Below are 17109 nucleotides of genomic sequence, written 5' to 3'. Positions count from 1 at the left end.
AGATAGTTAATGCAATTATAAAAGATATTCAAAATTTATTTAAGATACAAGATAAAAAGGCATTTATTAAGCACAATATACCTTATCTTGTATTTTTTTATTTAGGAAATATCTTTGCAAGTCATGTGAATAGTTATCGTGGTGGAGATGTATTTGATAGGATATTTAAAGCAACATTAGAATTAAATAAGATGAGCTTTTTACCCAGTTTTGATATAATTGATATATCGATAGGACTAATTTTTTCAGTAGTAATCAAGCTAATAGTTTACTCAAAAGGGAAAAATGCTAAGAAATTTAGACAGGGTAAGGAATATGGTTCAGCAAGATGGGGAAATTCAAAAGACATTGCCCCTTATGTAGAGGAGAAGTTTGAAAACAATATATTACTTACGAATACCGAAAGACTTACGATGAATGGAAGACCATCTAACCCAAAATATGCACGAAATAAAAATGTGTTAATTGTTGGTGGTTCTGGAAGTGGTAAAACTAGATTTTTTGTAAAGCCAAATTTAATGCAGATGCACTCTAGTTACTGTGTAACTGATCCAAAAGGGACTATTGTACTTGAGTGTGGAAAGATGCTTGAAAATAATGGGTATGAGATAAAAATATTAAACACCATTAATTTTAAAAAGAGTATGAGATACAATCCCTTTGCCTATCTTAGAAGTGAAAAAGATATTTTAAAACTTGTGCAGACTATTATCGCTAATACAAAAGGAGATGGAGAAAAGTCTGGAGAAGATTTTTGGGTAAAAGCTGAAAAGTTATACTATCAAGCACTTATAGGGTATATTTACTATGAAAGTCCTAAAGAGGAAAAGAATTTCAATACCTTACTTGCAATGATTGATGCTAGTGAAGTTAGAGAAGATGATGAAACTTTTAAAAATGCGATTGACCTTATGTTTGAAGTTTTAGAAGAAAAAAATCCTAATCACTTTGCAGTCAAGCAATATAAAAAATACAAATTAGCTGCGGGAAAAACTGCTAAGTCTATTTTAATTTCTTGTGGAGCAAGGCTTGCACCATTTGATATTGAAGAACTTAGAAACTTAATGAGTGAAGATGAATTAGAACTTGATACATTGGGAGATAGGAAAACAGCATTATTTGTTATTATTTCAGATACAGATGACACTTTTAACTTTGTAGTGTCCATTATGTACTCTCAATTATTTAATCTACTTTGCGATAAGGCAGATGATGAATATGGTGGAAGATTACCAGTTCATGTTAGATGTTTACTTGATGAGTTTGCCAATATTGGACTTATACCAAGATTTGAGAAGTTAATCGCAACAATCAGAAGTAGAGAAATATCAGCAAGTATTATTCTACAAGCTAAATCACAATTAAAGGCAATTTATAAGGATAATGCAGATACCATTATTGGTAACTGTGATAGTGAATTATTCTTAGGTGGTAAAGAGGGAACAACACTTAAAGAATTATCTGAAAACTTAGGAAAAGAAACTATTGATCTTTACAATACATCAGAAACTAGATCAAATCAAAAATCATTTGGACTTAACTATCAAAAGACAGGAAAAGAACTAATGAGTAGAGATGAAATAAAAGTTATGGACGGTGGAAAATGTATTTTGGAGATAAGAGGGTCAAGACCCTTTTATTCAGATAAGTTTGATATTACTAAGCACAAGAATTATAGATTACTTGAAGATTATGATAAAAGGAATTTATTTGATATTGAATACTATATGAAGAGAAAAGGGAAAGTAAATTTGAAAGAAAATATCCTTGTTACAAGATTGTAATGGATTGTATTTTAATTAAATTATATTTTTACTGAATAAAATACATTAGACGATAGAATTTTTATTTCTATCGTCTTTTTTTATATCTATTTTCCATTTGTATTGCGATTAATAAATAGAGAAAACTCGCAGAGGAACTAACTAGTATTTCAAATGCCCCTCAATTTATATATACGAACAAAAAGCAGAAAATCCTAAAAAGGAGAGAAAAAATGAAAAGGATAAGAGCTCCAACAATAAAATTTAACATGTAATCTTAGACGAGTAGATAAGTGGTATCTAGTCGTTTTTATTTTTTAAAGAGAAAGGAATTTAAAATGAATAATGAAATGATTAATATCAATGCAAATTTAGTTGATGAAATTAAAACCAATACTTTTACAAAAGATGATAAGGAAGTAACAGTAGCTAATTTCACATTAGTGAAAAAATATGGTAGTGGAAAGGAATATATCAACTGTTCTGTATATGGAGAAAAAACAGAAATTACCAAAAATTTTAAAAAAGGTGATTTTATTCATGTCTATGGATATTACAAGGAAAACAAAAAAGCAGATAAAGTATATAAGAACTTTATCGTAAAATCATTAAATAAAATTGAAAAAGAAGAAAATAAGGAGGAAAAATAACATGGAATTTTTTACACAAGGAGTAGATGTTTTAAAGACTTTAGTCATTGCAATAGGTGCAGGTCTAGGAGGTTGGGGAGTAATCAACCTAATGGAAGGTTATGGAAATGATAACCCTGGTGCAAAATCACAAGGAATTAAGCAACTTATGGCAGGTGGTGGCATTGTCCTTATTGGATTAAAACTAATCCCACTACTATCAAATGTCTTTAATTAAGGAGTAATCTATGTTTGGGATATTCGATAAAATAAAAGAATTTTTCCAAGATATTTTTATCGGAATAATCCAGTCAAATTTAGAAGTAATGTTTGTCGATATAAATGATAAAGTAACATTTGTATCAAGTGAAGTAGGAAAAACACCTCAAAGTTTTAATGCTGAGGTTTTTTCCTTTATTAAAAATATCAATGATACTGTGATTATACCTATTGCAGGTTTAATTATTACAGCAGTTTTGTGTATTGAACTTATTCAAATGGTTATGAATAAGAATAATATGCATGATGGAGATAGTTTTGAATTTTTCAAATATATTATAAAAATGGCAATTGCAGTGTATTTAGTTTCACATGCTTTTGAATTTGCTATGGCTTCATTTGATGTTGCACAAAATTTAGTAGTAAAAGCAGCAGGAGTGATTAATACAAGTTCTAATTTATCATCATCAGAATTTATTTCGATGATAGAAGCATTGAAACAAAAAGAGGTAGGAGAATTGATTGCTATTGCCTTAGAAACATCACTTGTAAAAATGTTGATTCAAGGTGTATCTATTTTAATCACAATCATTGTTTATGGTCGTATGTTTGAAATTTATGTATATAGTGCTGTTGCTTCTATTCCATTTTCTACAATGGGAAATAAAGAATGGGGAAGTATTGGTACAAATTATATTAAAGGACTATTTGCTTTGGCGTTACAAGGATTATTCTTGATGATTTGTCTTGGGATTTATGCTGTTTTAATCAAAACAGTAAACATAACAGATATCCACACATCAACATTTATGATTTTAGCTTATACGATTTTGCTAGGTCTTATGATGTTAAAGAGTGGAACAATCGCAAAAAGTATTATGAATGCACATTAGGAGGAAAAAATGAATATAAAGAATAAAGAAAATATTTTATTAGGTGGAGTGGTATTAGGTTTAGTAGGTATAGTTGTTAATTGTATTAGGATAAGAAAAGTGGATGAAAAAGTAAATTATTTAGGAGAACATGTAGATACTAATTTTACTGAGTTTTCAAGCAAATATAATACATGTGTCGATTTACAAGATGAAAGATACCAAGATATAACAAATGATATGGAAGAAGTAAAAAACGAAATTATTGTTTGCTATGACCATATCGAAACATTAAGTAAACAATTAGATAAATCAGACAAGAAACAAGTTGAGGTATAGCTATGGCTTATGTAGGAATACCAAAAGACTTAAATAAAGTAAAGACAAAAATAGCTTTTAACTTAACAAAAAGACAACTGATAGGTTTTTGTTTAGCTGGTATTGTCTCTGTTCCAGTATATCTAAATACACGATCTGTACTTGGAAACGATATTTCTATGATACTATTGGTTCTTTTAGCTTTTCCGTTTTTATTTATGACTTTTTATGAAAAAGACGGTTTAAAGGCAGAAGAGTATTTTAAAGCCATGTATCTTCACCAATTTTATCAACCGAAAAAAAGAATAAAGGAAAGTGAATATATCAAGCAAAGAAAGGAGGAAATAAGAAATGCAAAACAAACAAAGAAAAAGAGTAGAAAAGTTAAATCAAGATCAAAAAAATTTAAATCGAAGTAAAAAAGATTTAAAAAATCTAGGTAAAGAAAAGAAAAAAGGAATTTTTGAAACAACATTTAATTTTTTCAAACTTGAAGATAAGAGATATACACTAGAAGATAGCATTCCTTATGAAATAATGTATGATGATGGTATTTGTAAAGTAAATGAAACAACCTATAATAAAATGATTTCTTTTGAAGATATTAATTATCAATTAGCACTTGAAGAAGCAAGAGATATGATTTTCAATCAGTTTGCTAACTTTTTAAATTCCTTTGATCCAAGTGTTAGCATTCAGTTTTGTTTTACCAATCAATTAGGTAGATTAAGGGAAATGGAGAAAGTTATTAATATTCCTGAAAAAGAAGATGGTTTTAATGATGTCCGAAGTGAATTTAGAGAAATGCTTAAAAATCAACTTTCCAAGGGGAATAACGGTCTGAAAAAAGAAAGATATATAATTTTTACAGTACATGCAGATTATTTCAAGCAAGCTAAGGTAAAACTTGAAAGACTTGAAATTGAAATACTATCACAATTAAAAGCAATGGGAGTTAGGGCAGAAAGTTTAGATGGCTTTGAAAGATTAAAGATTATGCATGATATGTTAAATGTTGGTAAAAGTTTTATGCCGACTTATGAAGATGTATCAATGGTACTTGAACAATCAAACGAAAAAGACAGCAGTAAGGATAGAAAGAAAAAACAATCCAAAGCCTATATTATTCCAAGTGCATTAGATTTTACACCTAAAGACTTTTTTAAGTTAGGTAGTCATTTAGGTTCTGCTAGTCATTTTATTATTATGGCAAGTGAATTGTCGGATAGAATGCTGTCTGAAATTTTATCTTTAGAAGAGAACATGTATGTTTCTATACACATTCAAGCACTTGATCAAGTAGAAGCAATCAAGATGATTAAAAGAAAAAATACAGATATTGATAAGATGAGAATTGAAGAAAATAAAAAGGCAATTCGCAGTGGTTATGATATGGATATTTTGCCATCAGATTTAATTACTTATGGAGAAGATATTAAAAGATTACTCAATGATTTACAATCACGAGATGAAAAGATGTTTATGGTTTCTTTTGTAATTTTAAATGTTGCAAAAAGTAAACAGAAGTTAGATGCTAGTGTAGAAAATATTGCAAGTATTTGTAATAGACATAACTGCCCACTTAAATTGCTTGATCATCGACAAGAACAAGGTTTAATATCTTCACTTCCACTTGGCATAAATCAGTTAAGTCTGAAAAGACAACTTACATCATCGTCAACAGCAGTCTTTATGCCATTTACGACACAAGAACTATTTATGAGTAGTGAAGCAAGTTTATATTATGGCTTAAATGCCCTCAGCCATAATTTAATTATGGCAGACAGAAAAAGATTAAAAAATCCTAATGGTTTAATTTTAGGAACGCCTGGTAGTGGAAAGAGTTTTAGTGCAAAAAGGGAAATAACAAATGCTATTCTAGTAACAAATGATGATATTATTGTTTGTGATCCAGAGGGAGAGTATGGCAATTTAGTTAAACAATTTAATGGAGAAGTGATTAAAATCAGTGCAAAAAGTAAAGACTATTTAAATCCATTAGATATTAATATGAATTATGGTGATGGTGATGCACCACTTAAAGATAAAGCAAATTTTATTATGTCGATGCTTGAACTTGTGGTAGGAGGAAGTGGTTTAAGTGCAGCTGAAAAATCAGTTATTGATAGATGTTTACCTAAGATTTATGAAAAATATTTTGATAATCCAATTCCAAAAAATATGCCAATTCTACAAGACTTATATAATATGTTAAAAAATCAAGAAGAAGTTGTAGGAAAAAAACTAGCAACAGAAATGGAAATATATGTAACAGGTTCTTTAAATGTCTTTAATCATCATTCAAGCGTTGATTTAGATAAAAAACTCTTATGTTTTGATATTAAGGAACTTGGCACACAACTTAAAAAAATAGGCATGCTTGTTATTCAAGACCAAGTATGGAATAAGGTATCAAAAAATAGAGTGGAGGGAAAAGCAACAAGGTATTATATTGATGAGTTTCACTTGCTTTTAAAAGAAGAACAAACAGCCCAGTATTCAGTAGAAATTTGGAAAAGATTTCGTAAATGGGGAGGTATTCCGACAGGATTAACTCAGAATGTAAAAGATTTATTGGCAAGTAAAGAAATTGAAAATATATTTGATAATACAGATTTTGTATTAATGTTAAATCAAGCAAGTGGCGATAGAGAAATACTTGCTAAAAAATTAAAAATATCCCCTTATCAGCTAAACTATGTAACTAATTCAAATGCTGGAGAGGGGCTTTTATTTTTTGGGAATACAATCGTTCCATTTATAGATAAGTTCCCTAAACATACTGTACTTTACAAGAAAATGACAACAAAACCTGAAGAAGTGGAGTAGATTATGAATAGAAAAGTATTAAGTAAAAAAATAAGAGATTCTACAACATCATTAAAAGATTTTAATGAAAAAAATATTGATAAACTAGAAATTAATTTTTTAGAACATCAGAAAGACTTTAAAGGTAAGCTAATTAGTGAGAATAAAAGATTTGATGAAAAGATAGAACATACAAAGACAAAATTCTTATCTAGTAATACAACTGATAAAAAACCAAAGAAAAGATTTTTAAGAAATAAAAATGATGATATTTTAGAATTTAATCTTAGTGAAAAGTCTAATTATAGTGGTGTTAAAAATAAGATATTAAATAGTAAAGAAACTAAAAATAATATAAACGATTTTACAGATAGTTCATTAGATAAAAAGGCATTACAGAAAAAATCAAATCAAAGAATATTCAAAGAAAATACAGACGCAAATGTAACTGAGGTTTATGATCCACTTAATAAAGACTTGGATAATGATGGAGTAATTGATCGATATGATAACAATATAAATAGTAGCGATTATTTTTCATCTACTTATGATGTCGAAAAAGAAAATAGTAAGGAAGTAATCACTCAAACAAAAAATAAAAGAAAAAATTATTTTAAAAATGAAATATTTACGAGAGATAAGAACAAGACACAAGGCGAGAAAGTTGAGGAAGTTCTTGCTAAATCTAAAGAAAGTAACATTGATCAAAGCTTTGGTGATGTGGATAGCTTGTTAGGTGCAAGGGACAAAAAATTAAAAAAGTTAAAAAGTAAAAAAGATAACTTACTAAATAAAAAAGTTCCTAAAGATTCAATACTGTATAAAGGTAATAAAAAGATGTTAGGAGCTATGGCAAGTAGTGCAGGTATATTATCAAGCTATATATCACATGGTAGTCATGAAAATGTAGGAGCAGAAGCTAGTGAGAAGTCTTTAGATAAAATATCTCAATCAGTGAGTTTAGTTAAAAGATTTTCAAGAAATCGAAAAAGTAAACTTTTAAAAAGGCAAGAAAGCAAAGTATCTAAGTTAAATAAACGAATACGAAAAAGAAAGTCTAAACTTGAATACAAAGATAAATTAAGTTCGCTAATTCATACTGATAGTTACAAACAAAAAACGATTTATAAAAGATTTATTCAAAGAAAACAAATGAAAAAACTAATCTATCAAAAATATGAAATCAGCTTTAGAGATAGAGTTAAAAAGAAAGTAAAAGATATTTTAGTTGCCTCTTCAAAATTAGTAGTTAATAATGCAAAGAAAATTGTTGGAGTATTAGTTGGTTTCTTAATTTTATTTATGATGGTATTTCAACTAATTTCATCTATAGGAGGAATGTTTGGAGGTACAGGAAATAATGTACTAGCAACAAGTTATTTAGCTAGTGAACCAAAACTTTTAGCAATCAATCAAAGCTATTCAACAAAAGAATTAAATTTAGAAAATGAACTTGAAAGAGTAGAAGCATCTAATCCAGGATACGATGAATATATTATTCACAATAATATTGATATTTCTCATGATACTCATCTACTTCTTTCTTACATCACATCAAGATTTGGAGAAGCTGAAAACATGAATGAAGTTGAAGATGAATTAGAAAGTTTATTTAAGGCTATTTATGATGTTGAGTACAAGGAAGAAATTGAAATAAGGTATAAAACAGAGTATTACACAACCATTGATGAAGATGGGAATGAAATATTAGAAAGTATTGAAGTTCCTTATGAGTATAAAAAGTTGATTGTTACTGTTAGTAAAAATGATATGAAAAATGAAATACTTTCTAGGTTACAAGGATATCCAGATAATATAAAACATTTTGAAATGTTGTATGAAACAAAAGGAAATATGTCTAGATTCTTTTCTGATGCCAATTCTCCTGTCTTTCCAAGTGGAGTAAGTAGTTTATATGATTTTGATGTTTCAGGAGGTGATTTTCCACAACCTGATCCAAATTATGTTGCTAGTTTAAATGGTGGTTACCCTGGTCAATGTACTTGGTATGTTTATAATCGTTTCTCACAACTTGGAAAACCAATTAAGCATAGTCCAATGGGTAATGGTGGTGAGTGGGCATTTTACGCACAAAATTATGGCTATTCAGTGTCAAGGAATGCAAGAGCAGGAACAGCAATCAGTTTTCCACCAGGAGTTGCAGGGTCATCGCCACAATATGGACATATTGCCTTTGTAGAAAAGGTGAATGAAGATGGTTCAGTACTTGTTTCAGAAATGAATGTTAAGGGAGAATTTATTATCTCAACAAGAACTATTTCAAAAGAAGATGCAAGTCAGTGCTACTATATTGATTATGGGTTGTAGAACAATAAAGGTCTATTATTTTTATTAAAAAATTGAAAGGAGAACTAATGGAAAAAAATGAAGCAAGATATATAAAACTGGAAAAAGAGGAAAGAAAACTCAATGCTAAAAAAGAAGATATTAAGCAAAAATTAGCAGAAATTCAAGAAGAGAAAAATAAAATTCAAGCAGATCATGTCAATGTTATTCTAAAAGAAGAAAACATTGGATTTTTTGATTTAATAAACATTTTAAAGAATAAGGAGAAAAAAGATGAAAGAACAGTTTAAAAAAATAATTCTTGTATTTACACTATGCTTTATGGCTATACCAGTAAGTGTATATGCAAGTGAAAAAAAGGAAGTAGAAAAAGACTTTACCATGGAGGTAAGTAAGGAAGATGTTACGAAAGAAAATTCCTTTACAGTTGATGTGGTAGAAGATACAAAAGAAAATAAAAAAGCAAATCTATCTGAAAAAGAACACTCTGAAAAAACAATTGATGAAGGAAATAAAGGAGTTACTAAGGAAGAAATGAAAGAACTTTTAGAAAGCTATTCTAAAAATTCAAGCAATAATAGCCCAATACTTGCAACTCCACAAAGTAAAGCAAGGGGAACATCAATAGAAAATGTCGGTGCTGATAATAAAGAATATCCAATTAGACGAGATATTGTCAGCAAATCAACTACTTCAAAAAGTGATAGTAAAAACAATACAACTCAGTCAAAAGAAAGACCAAGTAGTGATGCTAGACAGTTTCTAACATTTAAAACGAAAAGTGGCAAGGTATTTCATTTAATTATAAATCATGATCAATCTAGTGATAATGTTCAATTAGTAACTGAAGTTTCAGAAAGAGATTTACTAAATATGATAGAAACAAAAGAAATTAAAGAAATTCCAAAACAAGAAGTTAAACAAGAAACTAAAGAAGAAGTGAAGAAAGAACCTAAAAAGCAAGACAATAGCTTAGGTTCTTATTTTATTTTAGGTCTTGTCCTTTTAGGAGCATTAGGAGTAGGTTATTATTTTAAAATTATCAAACCTAAACAAGAAAAAGATTTTGATTTTGAAGAAGATGAAAATGATGATGAATTTTTCGAAGAAAATCAAGAAGAAGTAAAGGAGGAAGAAGATGAAAACATATAAAAAATTTTTAGCAGTAATGATGCTTGTAAGTTTAGCAACAACAAACATTATTCATAATGTTACACCAGTTTACGCTATTGAAAGTGATGAAGGAAGAGTAGCGACAGAAGATGAAACATACTACACAGCTAGTTTTCACTCACAATCATCTGACAACCATTTTGAGCAGTTAGGATTTGAGTTTGATTTCAAAATGATAGTAGGTTATACATTTGAACATAAATCAGATCATTCAGTAGTGAATAAAAGTATTACACTAGATAAAAATGATTTTATTCGTAGAGGGGATGGGTATTATAGGACTAAAAAACCATATAGCAAATATCTGTTAAGTAAAGAAGATTACAACCTTATTGGCACAGCTGTAAATGTGTTGTTATTAGATACAGACAGTAATAAAGATAGATATTTAGGATACGCCTTTCTTTCAGGAGAAATTGCAAGATGGAATGGTAATGATTTAAAAAGTCAAATTGTTAGAAATGTTGTAAGAATTTTGAATCGACATATTGAAAAAGTAACCATTGATTATGATGGGGAATTAAAGACTGAAGATAAATATAAAGTTATTGATAATATTAAAAAAGCAAATCCAAATATGAACGGGAATGCAAGTTACACAATAAATGGTGAATATATTGAGATTTCAAATATTGGAAGGGAAGTCCCTTTGAAAATAGCAATCGAAGAAAATGTAAAAAGAGTTAAACACACAGAGGTTATGACCGATTTAACTATGGATGACATTTCTAGTTTAGAAGAAAGTGTAAAAAAATTACAAGCAAGAATGACAACTTTAGAACAGGATTTATCAACTAAAGATAACTTAAATGAAGCATTACAAGAAAGAGTAGAGAAATTAGAAAAAGAAAAAACAATATTACAAGAAGAATTAGCGAATATTCAGACACTTTTAGATGAAAAAATAGGGAATATCGCTGATTTAAAAGCAGATATTGTTGAACTAGAAAAACGAATAACAGAACTTGAAAAAGAAGTTGTTAGTTTACAAGAAGACAAGAAAAATTTAACAGAAGAAAATACTACTCTACAAAATGAAAAATTAGAATTAGCAAAACAGATAGCTGAAAAAGATAAAATTATTAAAGAAAAAGAGGATAGAATTATAGAATTAACCAATGAAATAACTAGCCTAAATAATCAAAAAGAAATGCTAGCAAATGAAAAAGAAAATTTGGAAAAAGAAAAAGAAACTTTGCAAAATAGTAATGATATTTTAACTAATCAGCTTTTAGAAAAAAATAGCTTGATTAAGGAAAAAGAAGATGAAATAAATAAGCTAGCAAGTAAGATCTTAATTCTTGAGAAAGAAAAAGAAATTTTAATGGTTGAAAAAACAACATTGGAAGAAGAAAAAGCAAATCTACAACAAGAAAATAATATACTTAATCATAAGTTAGTCGAAAAAGAGGATATTATTAAAGAAAAAGAAGCTAAAATAAATGATCTTGAAAAACAAATCAAGCAACTAAATGAAGATGCACGCTGTTGTGTCAATCATGAAGAACTTGTTAGAATTACTAATTTAATTCAAGGTTTAGAGAATGAAGTTATTAAACTAAAAGATGACATAAAACGAACAAATGTTGATATGCCAAAGGATATTAAGATAGGTCAATGGTATCCTGAAACAATTATAAAATTCCCAACAAAAAGACAATATAAACACAATGATGATATTGATTTAAGTGGAATGGTTATTCGTTTTACAAAATATATTAAAGAAAATAATGAATATAAAATGGTTCATGAAGATATAGCATATGCAACATTTAAGAATGAAACACATGGGTGGGAGTTTAATTTAAAAACACCAAAGGCTATTTATAATAAAGATACCAATGGGAAAATGCAAATCAAATTTTCGTTTGTATTAAAAAATCAAGACAAATCAATGGAGTAGAGATTAGACAAGGCAGTTAAATCATTTAGCTGCCTTATATTTAGATAGGAGGAAATATGAAATTAGTTATTGCAGAAAAACCGAGTGTTGCAATGAGTATTGCAAAGGTGCTTGGTGTAAAAGATAAAAAAGATGGCTATATAGAGGGGAATGGTTATATTGTCAGTTGGTGTTTAGGACATCTTATTCAAATGGCAAATCCAGAACAGTATGATGATCAGTATAGTAAATGGAATATAGAGGATTTACCTATTATTCCAAATGAATATTTGTATGATGTTTCTAAAAGTACAAAGAAACAATATCAAGTACTAAAGAAATTACTCACATCTAAAACTATTAGTGAAGTAATTAATGCTTGTGATGCTGGAAGAGAGGGCGAATTGATTTTTAGATTAGTTTATAATCAAAGCAAATCTACATTACCAATAAAAAGACTGTGGATTTCTTCGTTAGAGGATCAAGCCATTCAAGAGGGTTTTAAAAATCTTAAAAGGGGAGAAAATTATAATCATCTTTACCAATCAGCCCTAGCTAGAGCAAAAGCAGATTGGTTAATTGGTATGAATATGAGTAGGTTATATTCTTGTTTATATCGCCAACATTATTCTGTGGGGCGAGTACAAACACCAGTGTTAGCTATGATTGTGGATAGAGATGAAAGTATCAAAAATTTTAAAAAGGAAAAATATTATGTTGGTGAATTAAATTTGGGAAGTTTTACTTTAAGTACAGGTAGAATGGATAACTATGAAATTGTAGAGGACTTAGTGTATAAGGCTATTGGCACTAATATCAAGATAACAGATGTTATTAAAAAGGAAAAAACAACAAGACCTGATTTACTCTATGACTTAACAACATTACAAAGAGAAGCCAATAGATATTTTGGATTAAGTGCAAAAGACACATTAGATATTGCACAAAAATTATATGAGCAGAAATTAATTACTTATCCAAGAACGGATAGTAGATATTTAAGCAATGATATGATTATAAGTACGATAAATTCAATTTTAGGTAAGTATGATTTTGATACAAGTAGAATTAAAGAGGTTTTCAATTCAGAAAAAGTAACAGATCACCACGCTATTATACCTACCTCAAGCAGTATGGAATATGATTTATCAAAATTAAATACAAAAGAAAAAAATATTTATGACTTAATCTTAAATAAAACATATGCAAGTTTTGGTTATCCTTTAAAAGAAATCACGACTAAAATTATCTATGTTTATGAAATTCAAGGAGATACTTACGAATTTACAACGAATGGGAAAGTTGTTGTGGATGAAGGATTTACAAAGTATTTAAAACAATATAAAAAAGAAAGTAAAGAAGAAATTTTACATGATGTAAATGTAGGGGATACTTTTGAAGTTATAAATAAGGAAATAAAAGAGAAGTTTACTAGTCCGCCTAAGCATTACACTGAAGAAAGTATTTTAAAGGCGATGGAGATTGCTGGAACTGAATTTATTGATAAAGAGGTTGAGGTAGAGCGAAAAGGACTAGGCACACCTGCTACTAGAGCGGGAATAATTGAAACATTAATCTTGAAGGGTTTTATAATTCGTGAAAAGAAAAATCTTCTAGTAACAGAAAAAGGCATACAATTAATTACAATAGTTGCAGATTTTTTAAAGAATGCTAATACAACAGCTATTTGGGAAATGAAATTGTACGATATTTCTATTGGGAAGTTTAGTGAACAAGAATTTTTAAAAGAAATAGAAGACACTATAAAATCAACAATACAATTATATGAAATAGTAAAAAAGAAAAGCGAGTAAGTATAAGAACTTAGTCGCCTTTTTGTTTGGAGGTGATAATAATCAAAATATTAAAAATTGTAGAATTATTTGGAGGTATTGGTGCAGTTAGAAAAGCTATTATTAATCTTCAAATTCCTTATAAAGTGATTGACTATGTGGAGATAGATAAAAATTGTGTAAAAAGCTACAACAAACTTTATCAAGAAAATTATCAACCTAAATCAGTGATTGATTATGAATTACCTAATGAAAAAATAGATATTTTAATGCACGGTAGTCCATGTCAAGATTTTAGTAGAGTTGGACTACAAAAAGGTGGAGAAAAAGGAAGTGGCACAAGATCTAGTTTGCTTTTTGAAACAATAAGAATTATTGAACATGCAAAACATAAACCTAAGTGGGTGATATGGGAGAATGTTAAAGGCGTCCTTGATAAAAATATGAGGGCTGCCTTTTTTTATTATCTTGCTGAAATGAATAGACTTGGTTATGAAACAAAATATCAATTACTAAATGCAAAAGATTTTGGAATACCACAAAATAGAGAAAGAATATTTGCGATAAGTTATCTAGGAGAAAACAATTTTGACTTTAATCACTTAGAGAAAAAAGAGAAGAAAGCTATCAACGAATTTTTAGAAGTTGATTGTAGTGATAAGTATATAGTAAAACAAGCGTCAATGTTAAAATATATACAAGATGATAAATCAAATAAAAAATTCAAAGGAAGATTAAACATAGTTCAAGAATTTTGTTACACAATATCAACAAAACAGATGAGAATACCAAATGCTGGCATCGTTGATTTAAAAAATGGCAAGTATAGATATCTAACTGAAAGAGAATGTTTTAGATTAATGGGATTTTCAGATGATGATTTTAATAAATTAAGAGAGATATATCCAGAAAAAGAAAATAAAACATCATCAATACTATATAAACAAGCAGGAAATAGTATTGTAGTAGATGTATTAGAAGCCATTTTAAAAGAAATTTTTAAAAATAAAATACAATTGCTAGAGTAGAGAAAAAGCACAAAAAATGGTACAATGTCAAAAGTGTAAAGACAATTTAATGCAAAATAAATAGAAAGGAGTAAATAATGGATTTATCAAACTATATTGGTGAAACAAGTTCTTATGATAAAAAAGTTATGTTAGAAGTAAAAAGACCCAAAAGTTGGTTAAAATCAGTTGTGGCATTTGCGAATACAAATGGTGGAAAAATCTTTTTTGGAATAGATGATAATGATAAATTACTGGGTTTAGAAAATGCCAAGCAAGATTCTGAAATCATTAGCGAAATAATTAAGACAAAACTAGATCCCATTCCTCAGATATCATTAAATATTGAAAGAATCTATAATAAGGATTTTATTATATTAAGTATTTTTTCAGGCAATGAAACACCCTACTATTTAATTGATGGTGCTAGTAGGATAGCTTTTATAAGAATTGGTAACGAAAGTGTTATAGCTAATAGTAATCAATTAAAAAATCTTGTATTAAGAGGAATAAACAAGACTTTTGACAGTATTTCAAGTGATATTAAAATTGATAGGGCATCCTTTAGTAAACTAAAAGCTGTTTATTACCAAAAAACGAAAAAAGATTTAGTTGATAGTGATTTAATTTCTTTTTCGCTTGTTGATGATAAGGGATATTTAACCTATGCAGGAGCATTACTTGCTGATGAAAGACTTGTTTATCAATCAAGAATTTTTGCGACAAGATGGAATGGACTTGATAAGGCAAATAGTCGACTAGAAGCCTTAGATGATAAAGAATATGAGGGTGGTCTTTTATATCTACTACAAAGTGGAGAAGACTTTATTAAATCAAATTCTAAAAAAATGTGGAAAAAGGGAAATGAAGCAAGAATAGAATATCCCGATTATCCTGAAATAGCAATAAGAGAAGCCTTGGTAAATGCACTAATCCATCGAGATTATAGTGAAATAGGTTCTGAAGTTCATATTGATATTTATGATGATCGACTAGAAATTTACTCACCTGGTGGCATGTTTGATGGGACATTGATCCAAGAACAAAATCCCTATCAAATTTCATCCAAAAGACGAAATCCGATTATAGCTGATCTTTTTAGTCGGATGAATTTAATGGAAAGACGAGGAAGTGGATTAAAGAAGATTTTAGATAATTATGAAATACAAGAAAACTATAATGAAACTTTAAAAGCAGAATTTCGTTCTACACAAAGTTCATTTTATATTATTTTAAAAAATCTGAATTATAAAGTGGCGATAAAAAACGGCGATAAAAAAACGGCGATAAAAAACGGCGATAAAAAAACGGCGATAAAAGAAAAACAAAAAGCATTAATTATTCAATTTGCAAATGAAGTTGAATATTTCACCATTAATGATATAAAAGAATTACTAGAACTTAAATCATCAAGAACAAGAGAATTATTATCTTTATTGGTATCAGATAATATATTAGAAGCTATAGGTGAAAACAAGAACAGAAAATACACTTTAAAAGATACAAACTAAAAATATGGATACTATAAGACGATAGATGAAACACTATCGTCTTTTTCTATGTAATAAAATAAGGAGGTAAAAATGAGAATAAATGATTATGAACATCTATTAAAAAAAATGTTAGAGGAAAATCTAAAAGATAGCGAAAGATATGTTGCATTACTTAAAGTTATTGGAAATAACTCGAAATATGATTTTAATAGTCAAGTCAGTATAGCCTATCACAATAAAGAGGCAACAGCTTGTGGAGAATATGATTTTTGGCAAAAAACATTTAATCGTGTTGTGAAAAGAGGGCAAAAAGGTATTCCGACTTTAAGGCAATTTGGCGAATATAAAAAGGTTGTTTATGTTTTTGATGTTTCTCAAACTGTTTCAAAAGATAGAAATGTTAATGAAATAAATCTTTGGAAGATGAATGCTGATTTAAGGAATGACACATTAGATAATATTTTAAAAAAAGCATACATGAATATAGATGAACACGATACGAGTATTTCAAAACTAAAGGAGGTCATTAAACAGTTTATTAATGCAAATTATTCAGTAATTGCTAATGAAATGAAAATAGAAGCCTTTAAACAGAATGATTTTAGGAACTTTTTGGAAGAAAGTTTATTAATATCTGTATCTGAAAGATTAGGTATAAATCATGTTCCTAAAGTTGAACTATTAAAAAATCATTTACAAGATTTTGATGAGATATCTTTTCAAAATTTAGGAGCATATTTAAGCACAATAAATAAAAATATCATAACAACCGTAATAGAAGCAGAAAAAGAAATTTTCAGATTAAATGAGCAGACAAAAGAGGCTGATAAGCAGTACAATATAAA

Annotated in this window: 14 protein-coding genes; all 14 read left to right on the top strand. The window is 28.4% G+C overall.

From position 1 onward, the window contains the following. Nucleotides 1–2 precede the first annotated feature (2 nt). Nucleotides 3–1784, top strand: a complete 1782-nt coding sequence (locus KMP11_RS06715; protein ID WP_216280198.1) for a VirD4-like conjugal transfer protein, CD1115 family — start codon at nt 3–5, stop codon at nt 1782–1784. A gap of 317 nt (nt 1785–2101) precedes the next feature. After that, complete coding sequence (locus KMP11_RS06710) at nt 2102–2413, top strand: single-stranded DNA-binding protein (RefSeq protein WP_215756843.1); 312 nt, start codon at nt 2102–2104, stop codon at nt 2411–2413. A 1-nt stretch (nt 2414) separates the two neighbouring features. Further along, on the top strand, nt 2415–2630 hold the full coding sequence (locus tag KMP11_RS06705) for a Maff2 family protein (protein ID WP_134744142.1): 216 nt from the start codon (nt 2415–2417) through the stop codon (nt 2628–2630). A gap of 10 nt (nt 2631–2640) precedes the next feature. Further along, nucleotides 2641–3504, top strand: coding sequence for a VirB6/TrbL-like conjugal transfer protein, CD1112 family (locus KMP11_RS06700; protein ID WP_216279799.1), 864 nt, complete (start codon nt 2641–2643; stop codon nt 3502–3504). A gap of 9 nt (nt 3505–3513) precedes the next feature. Beyond that, entirely contained in the window at nt 3514–3822 is a 309-nt protein-coding gene (locus KMP11_RS06695; protein WP_216279798.1) for a hypothetical protein, read from the top strand. 2 nt (nt 3823–3824) lie between these two features. After that, nucleotides 3825–4220, top strand: coding sequence for a PrgI family protein (locus tag KMP11_RS06690; RefSeq protein WP_215756835.1), 396 nt, complete (start codon nt 3825–3827; stop codon nt 4218–4220). After that, entirely contained in the window at nt 4153–6630 is a 2478-nt protein-coding gene (locus KMP11_RS06685) for a VirB4-like conjugal transfer ATPase, CD1110 family (RefSeq protein ID WP_216279797.1), read from the top strand. The genes KMP11_RS06690 and KMP11_RS06685 overlap by 68 nt, the downstream gene beginning before the upstream one ends. Nucleotides 6631–6633: 3 nt before the next feature. After that, nucleotides 6634–8937, top strand: a complete 2304-nt coding sequence (locus tag KMP11_RS07750; RefSeq protein ID WP_253195955.1) for a CHAP domain-containing protein — start codon at nt 6634–6636, stop codon at nt 8935–8937. A gap of 47 nt (nt 8938–8984) precedes the next feature. Then, nucleotides 8985–9206: a hypothetical protein gene (locus KMP11_RS06675; protein WP_215756837.1), complete on the top strand. Its 222-nt coding sequence runs from the start codon at nt 8985–8987 to the stop codon at nt 9204–9206. Continuing rightward, nucleotides 9190–10068: a CD1107 family mobile element protein gene (locus KMP11_RS06670; RefSeq protein WP_216279796.1), complete on the top strand. Its 879-nt coding sequence runs from the start codon at nt 9190–9192 to the stop codon at nt 10066–10068. Before KMP11_RS06675 ends, KMP11_RS06670 begins: the two co-directional genes overlap by 17 nt. Next, the gene (locus KMP11_RS06665) at nt 10055–11992 is read left to right on the top strand and encodes a coiled-coil domain-containing protein (protein ID WP_216279795.1); all 1938 of its coding nucleotides are present in this window, start codon (nt 10055–10057) and stop codon (nt 11990–11992) included. The genes KMP11_RS06670 and KMP11_RS06665 overlap by 14 nt, the downstream gene beginning before the upstream one ends. Before the next feature lie 56 nt (nt 11993–12048). Continuing rightward, the gene (locus KMP11_RS06660; RefSeq protein WP_216279794.1) at nt 12049–13785 is read left to right on the top strand and encodes a DNA topoisomerase 3; all 1737 of its coding nucleotides are present in this window, start codon (nt 12049–12051) and stop codon (nt 13783–13785) included. Between the two features lie 41 nt (nt 13786–13826). Further along, nucleotides 13827–14792 carry a DNA cytosine methyltransferase gene (locus tag KMP11_RS06655; protein WP_216280196.1) on the top strand — a complete coding sequence of 322 codons (966 nt, stop codon included), beginning with the start codon at nt 13827–13829 and terminating at the stop codon, nt 14790–14792. A gap of 77 nt (nt 14793–14869) precedes the next feature. Then, nucleotides 14870–16282 (top strand): ATP-binding protein, encoded by a 1413-nt coding sequence (locus KMP11_RS06650; RefSeq protein WP_216279793.1) that lies wholly within the window; start codon nt 14870–14872, stop codon nt 16280–16282. The last annotated feature ends 827 nt before the right edge of the window (nt 16283–17109 follow it).

This window comes from Gemella sp. zg-570, assembly GCF_018866345.1.
GTDB lineage: Bacteria > Bacillota > Bacilli > Staphylococcales > Gemellaceae > Gemelliphila.
The sequence above is the reverse complement of the archived record's forward strand: the minus strand, read 5'-3'. Positions and strand labels throughout refer to the sequence as shown.

Coding starts and splice junctions, on each gene's coding strand:
- KMP11_RS06710 (WP_215756843.1), top strand. CDS start 2,102: ATGAATAATGAAATGATTAATATCAATGCAAATTTAGTTGATGAAATT.
- KMP11_RS06705 (WP_134744142.1), top strand. CDS start 2,415: ATGGAATTTTTTACACAAGGAGTAGATGTTTTAAAGACTTTAGTCATT.
- KMP11_RS06700 (WP_216279799.1), top strand. CDS start 2,641: ATGTTTGGGATATTCGATAAAATAAAAGAATTTTTCCAAGATATTTTT.
- KMP11_RS06695 (WP_216279798.1), top strand. CDS start 3,514: ATGAATATAAAGAATAAAGAAAATATTTTATTAGGTGGAGTGGTATTA.
- KMP11_RS06690 (WP_215756835.1), top strand. CDS start 3,825: ATGGCTTATGTAGGAATACCAAAAGACTTAAATAAAGTAAAGACAAAA.
- KMP11_RS06685 (WP_216279797.1), top strand. CDS start 4,153: ATGCAAAACAAACAAAGAAAAAGAGTAGAAAAGTTAAATCAAGATCAA.
- KMP11_RS07750 (WP_253195955.1), top strand. CDS start 6,634: ATGAATAGAAAAGTATTAAGTAAAAAAATAAGAGATTCTACAACATCA.
- KMP11_RS06675 (WP_215756837.1), top strand. CDS start 8,985: ATGGAAAAAAATGAAGCAAGATATATAAAACTGGAAAAAGAGGAAAGA.
- KMP11_RS06670 (WP_216279796.1), top strand. CDS start 9,190: ATGAAAGAACAGTTTAAAAAAATAATTCTTGTATTTACACTATGCTTT.
- KMP11_RS06665 (WP_216279795.1), top strand. CDS start 10,055: ATGAAAACATATAAAAAATTTTTAGCAGTAATGATGCTTGTAAGTTTA.
- KMP11_RS06660 (WP_216279794.1), top strand. CDS start 12,049: ATGAAATTAGTTATTGCAGAAAAACCGAGTGTTGCAATGAGTATTGCA.
- KMP11_RS06650 (WP_216279793.1), top strand. CDS start 14,870: ATGGATTTATCAAACTATATTGGTGAAACAAGTTCTTATGATAAAAAA.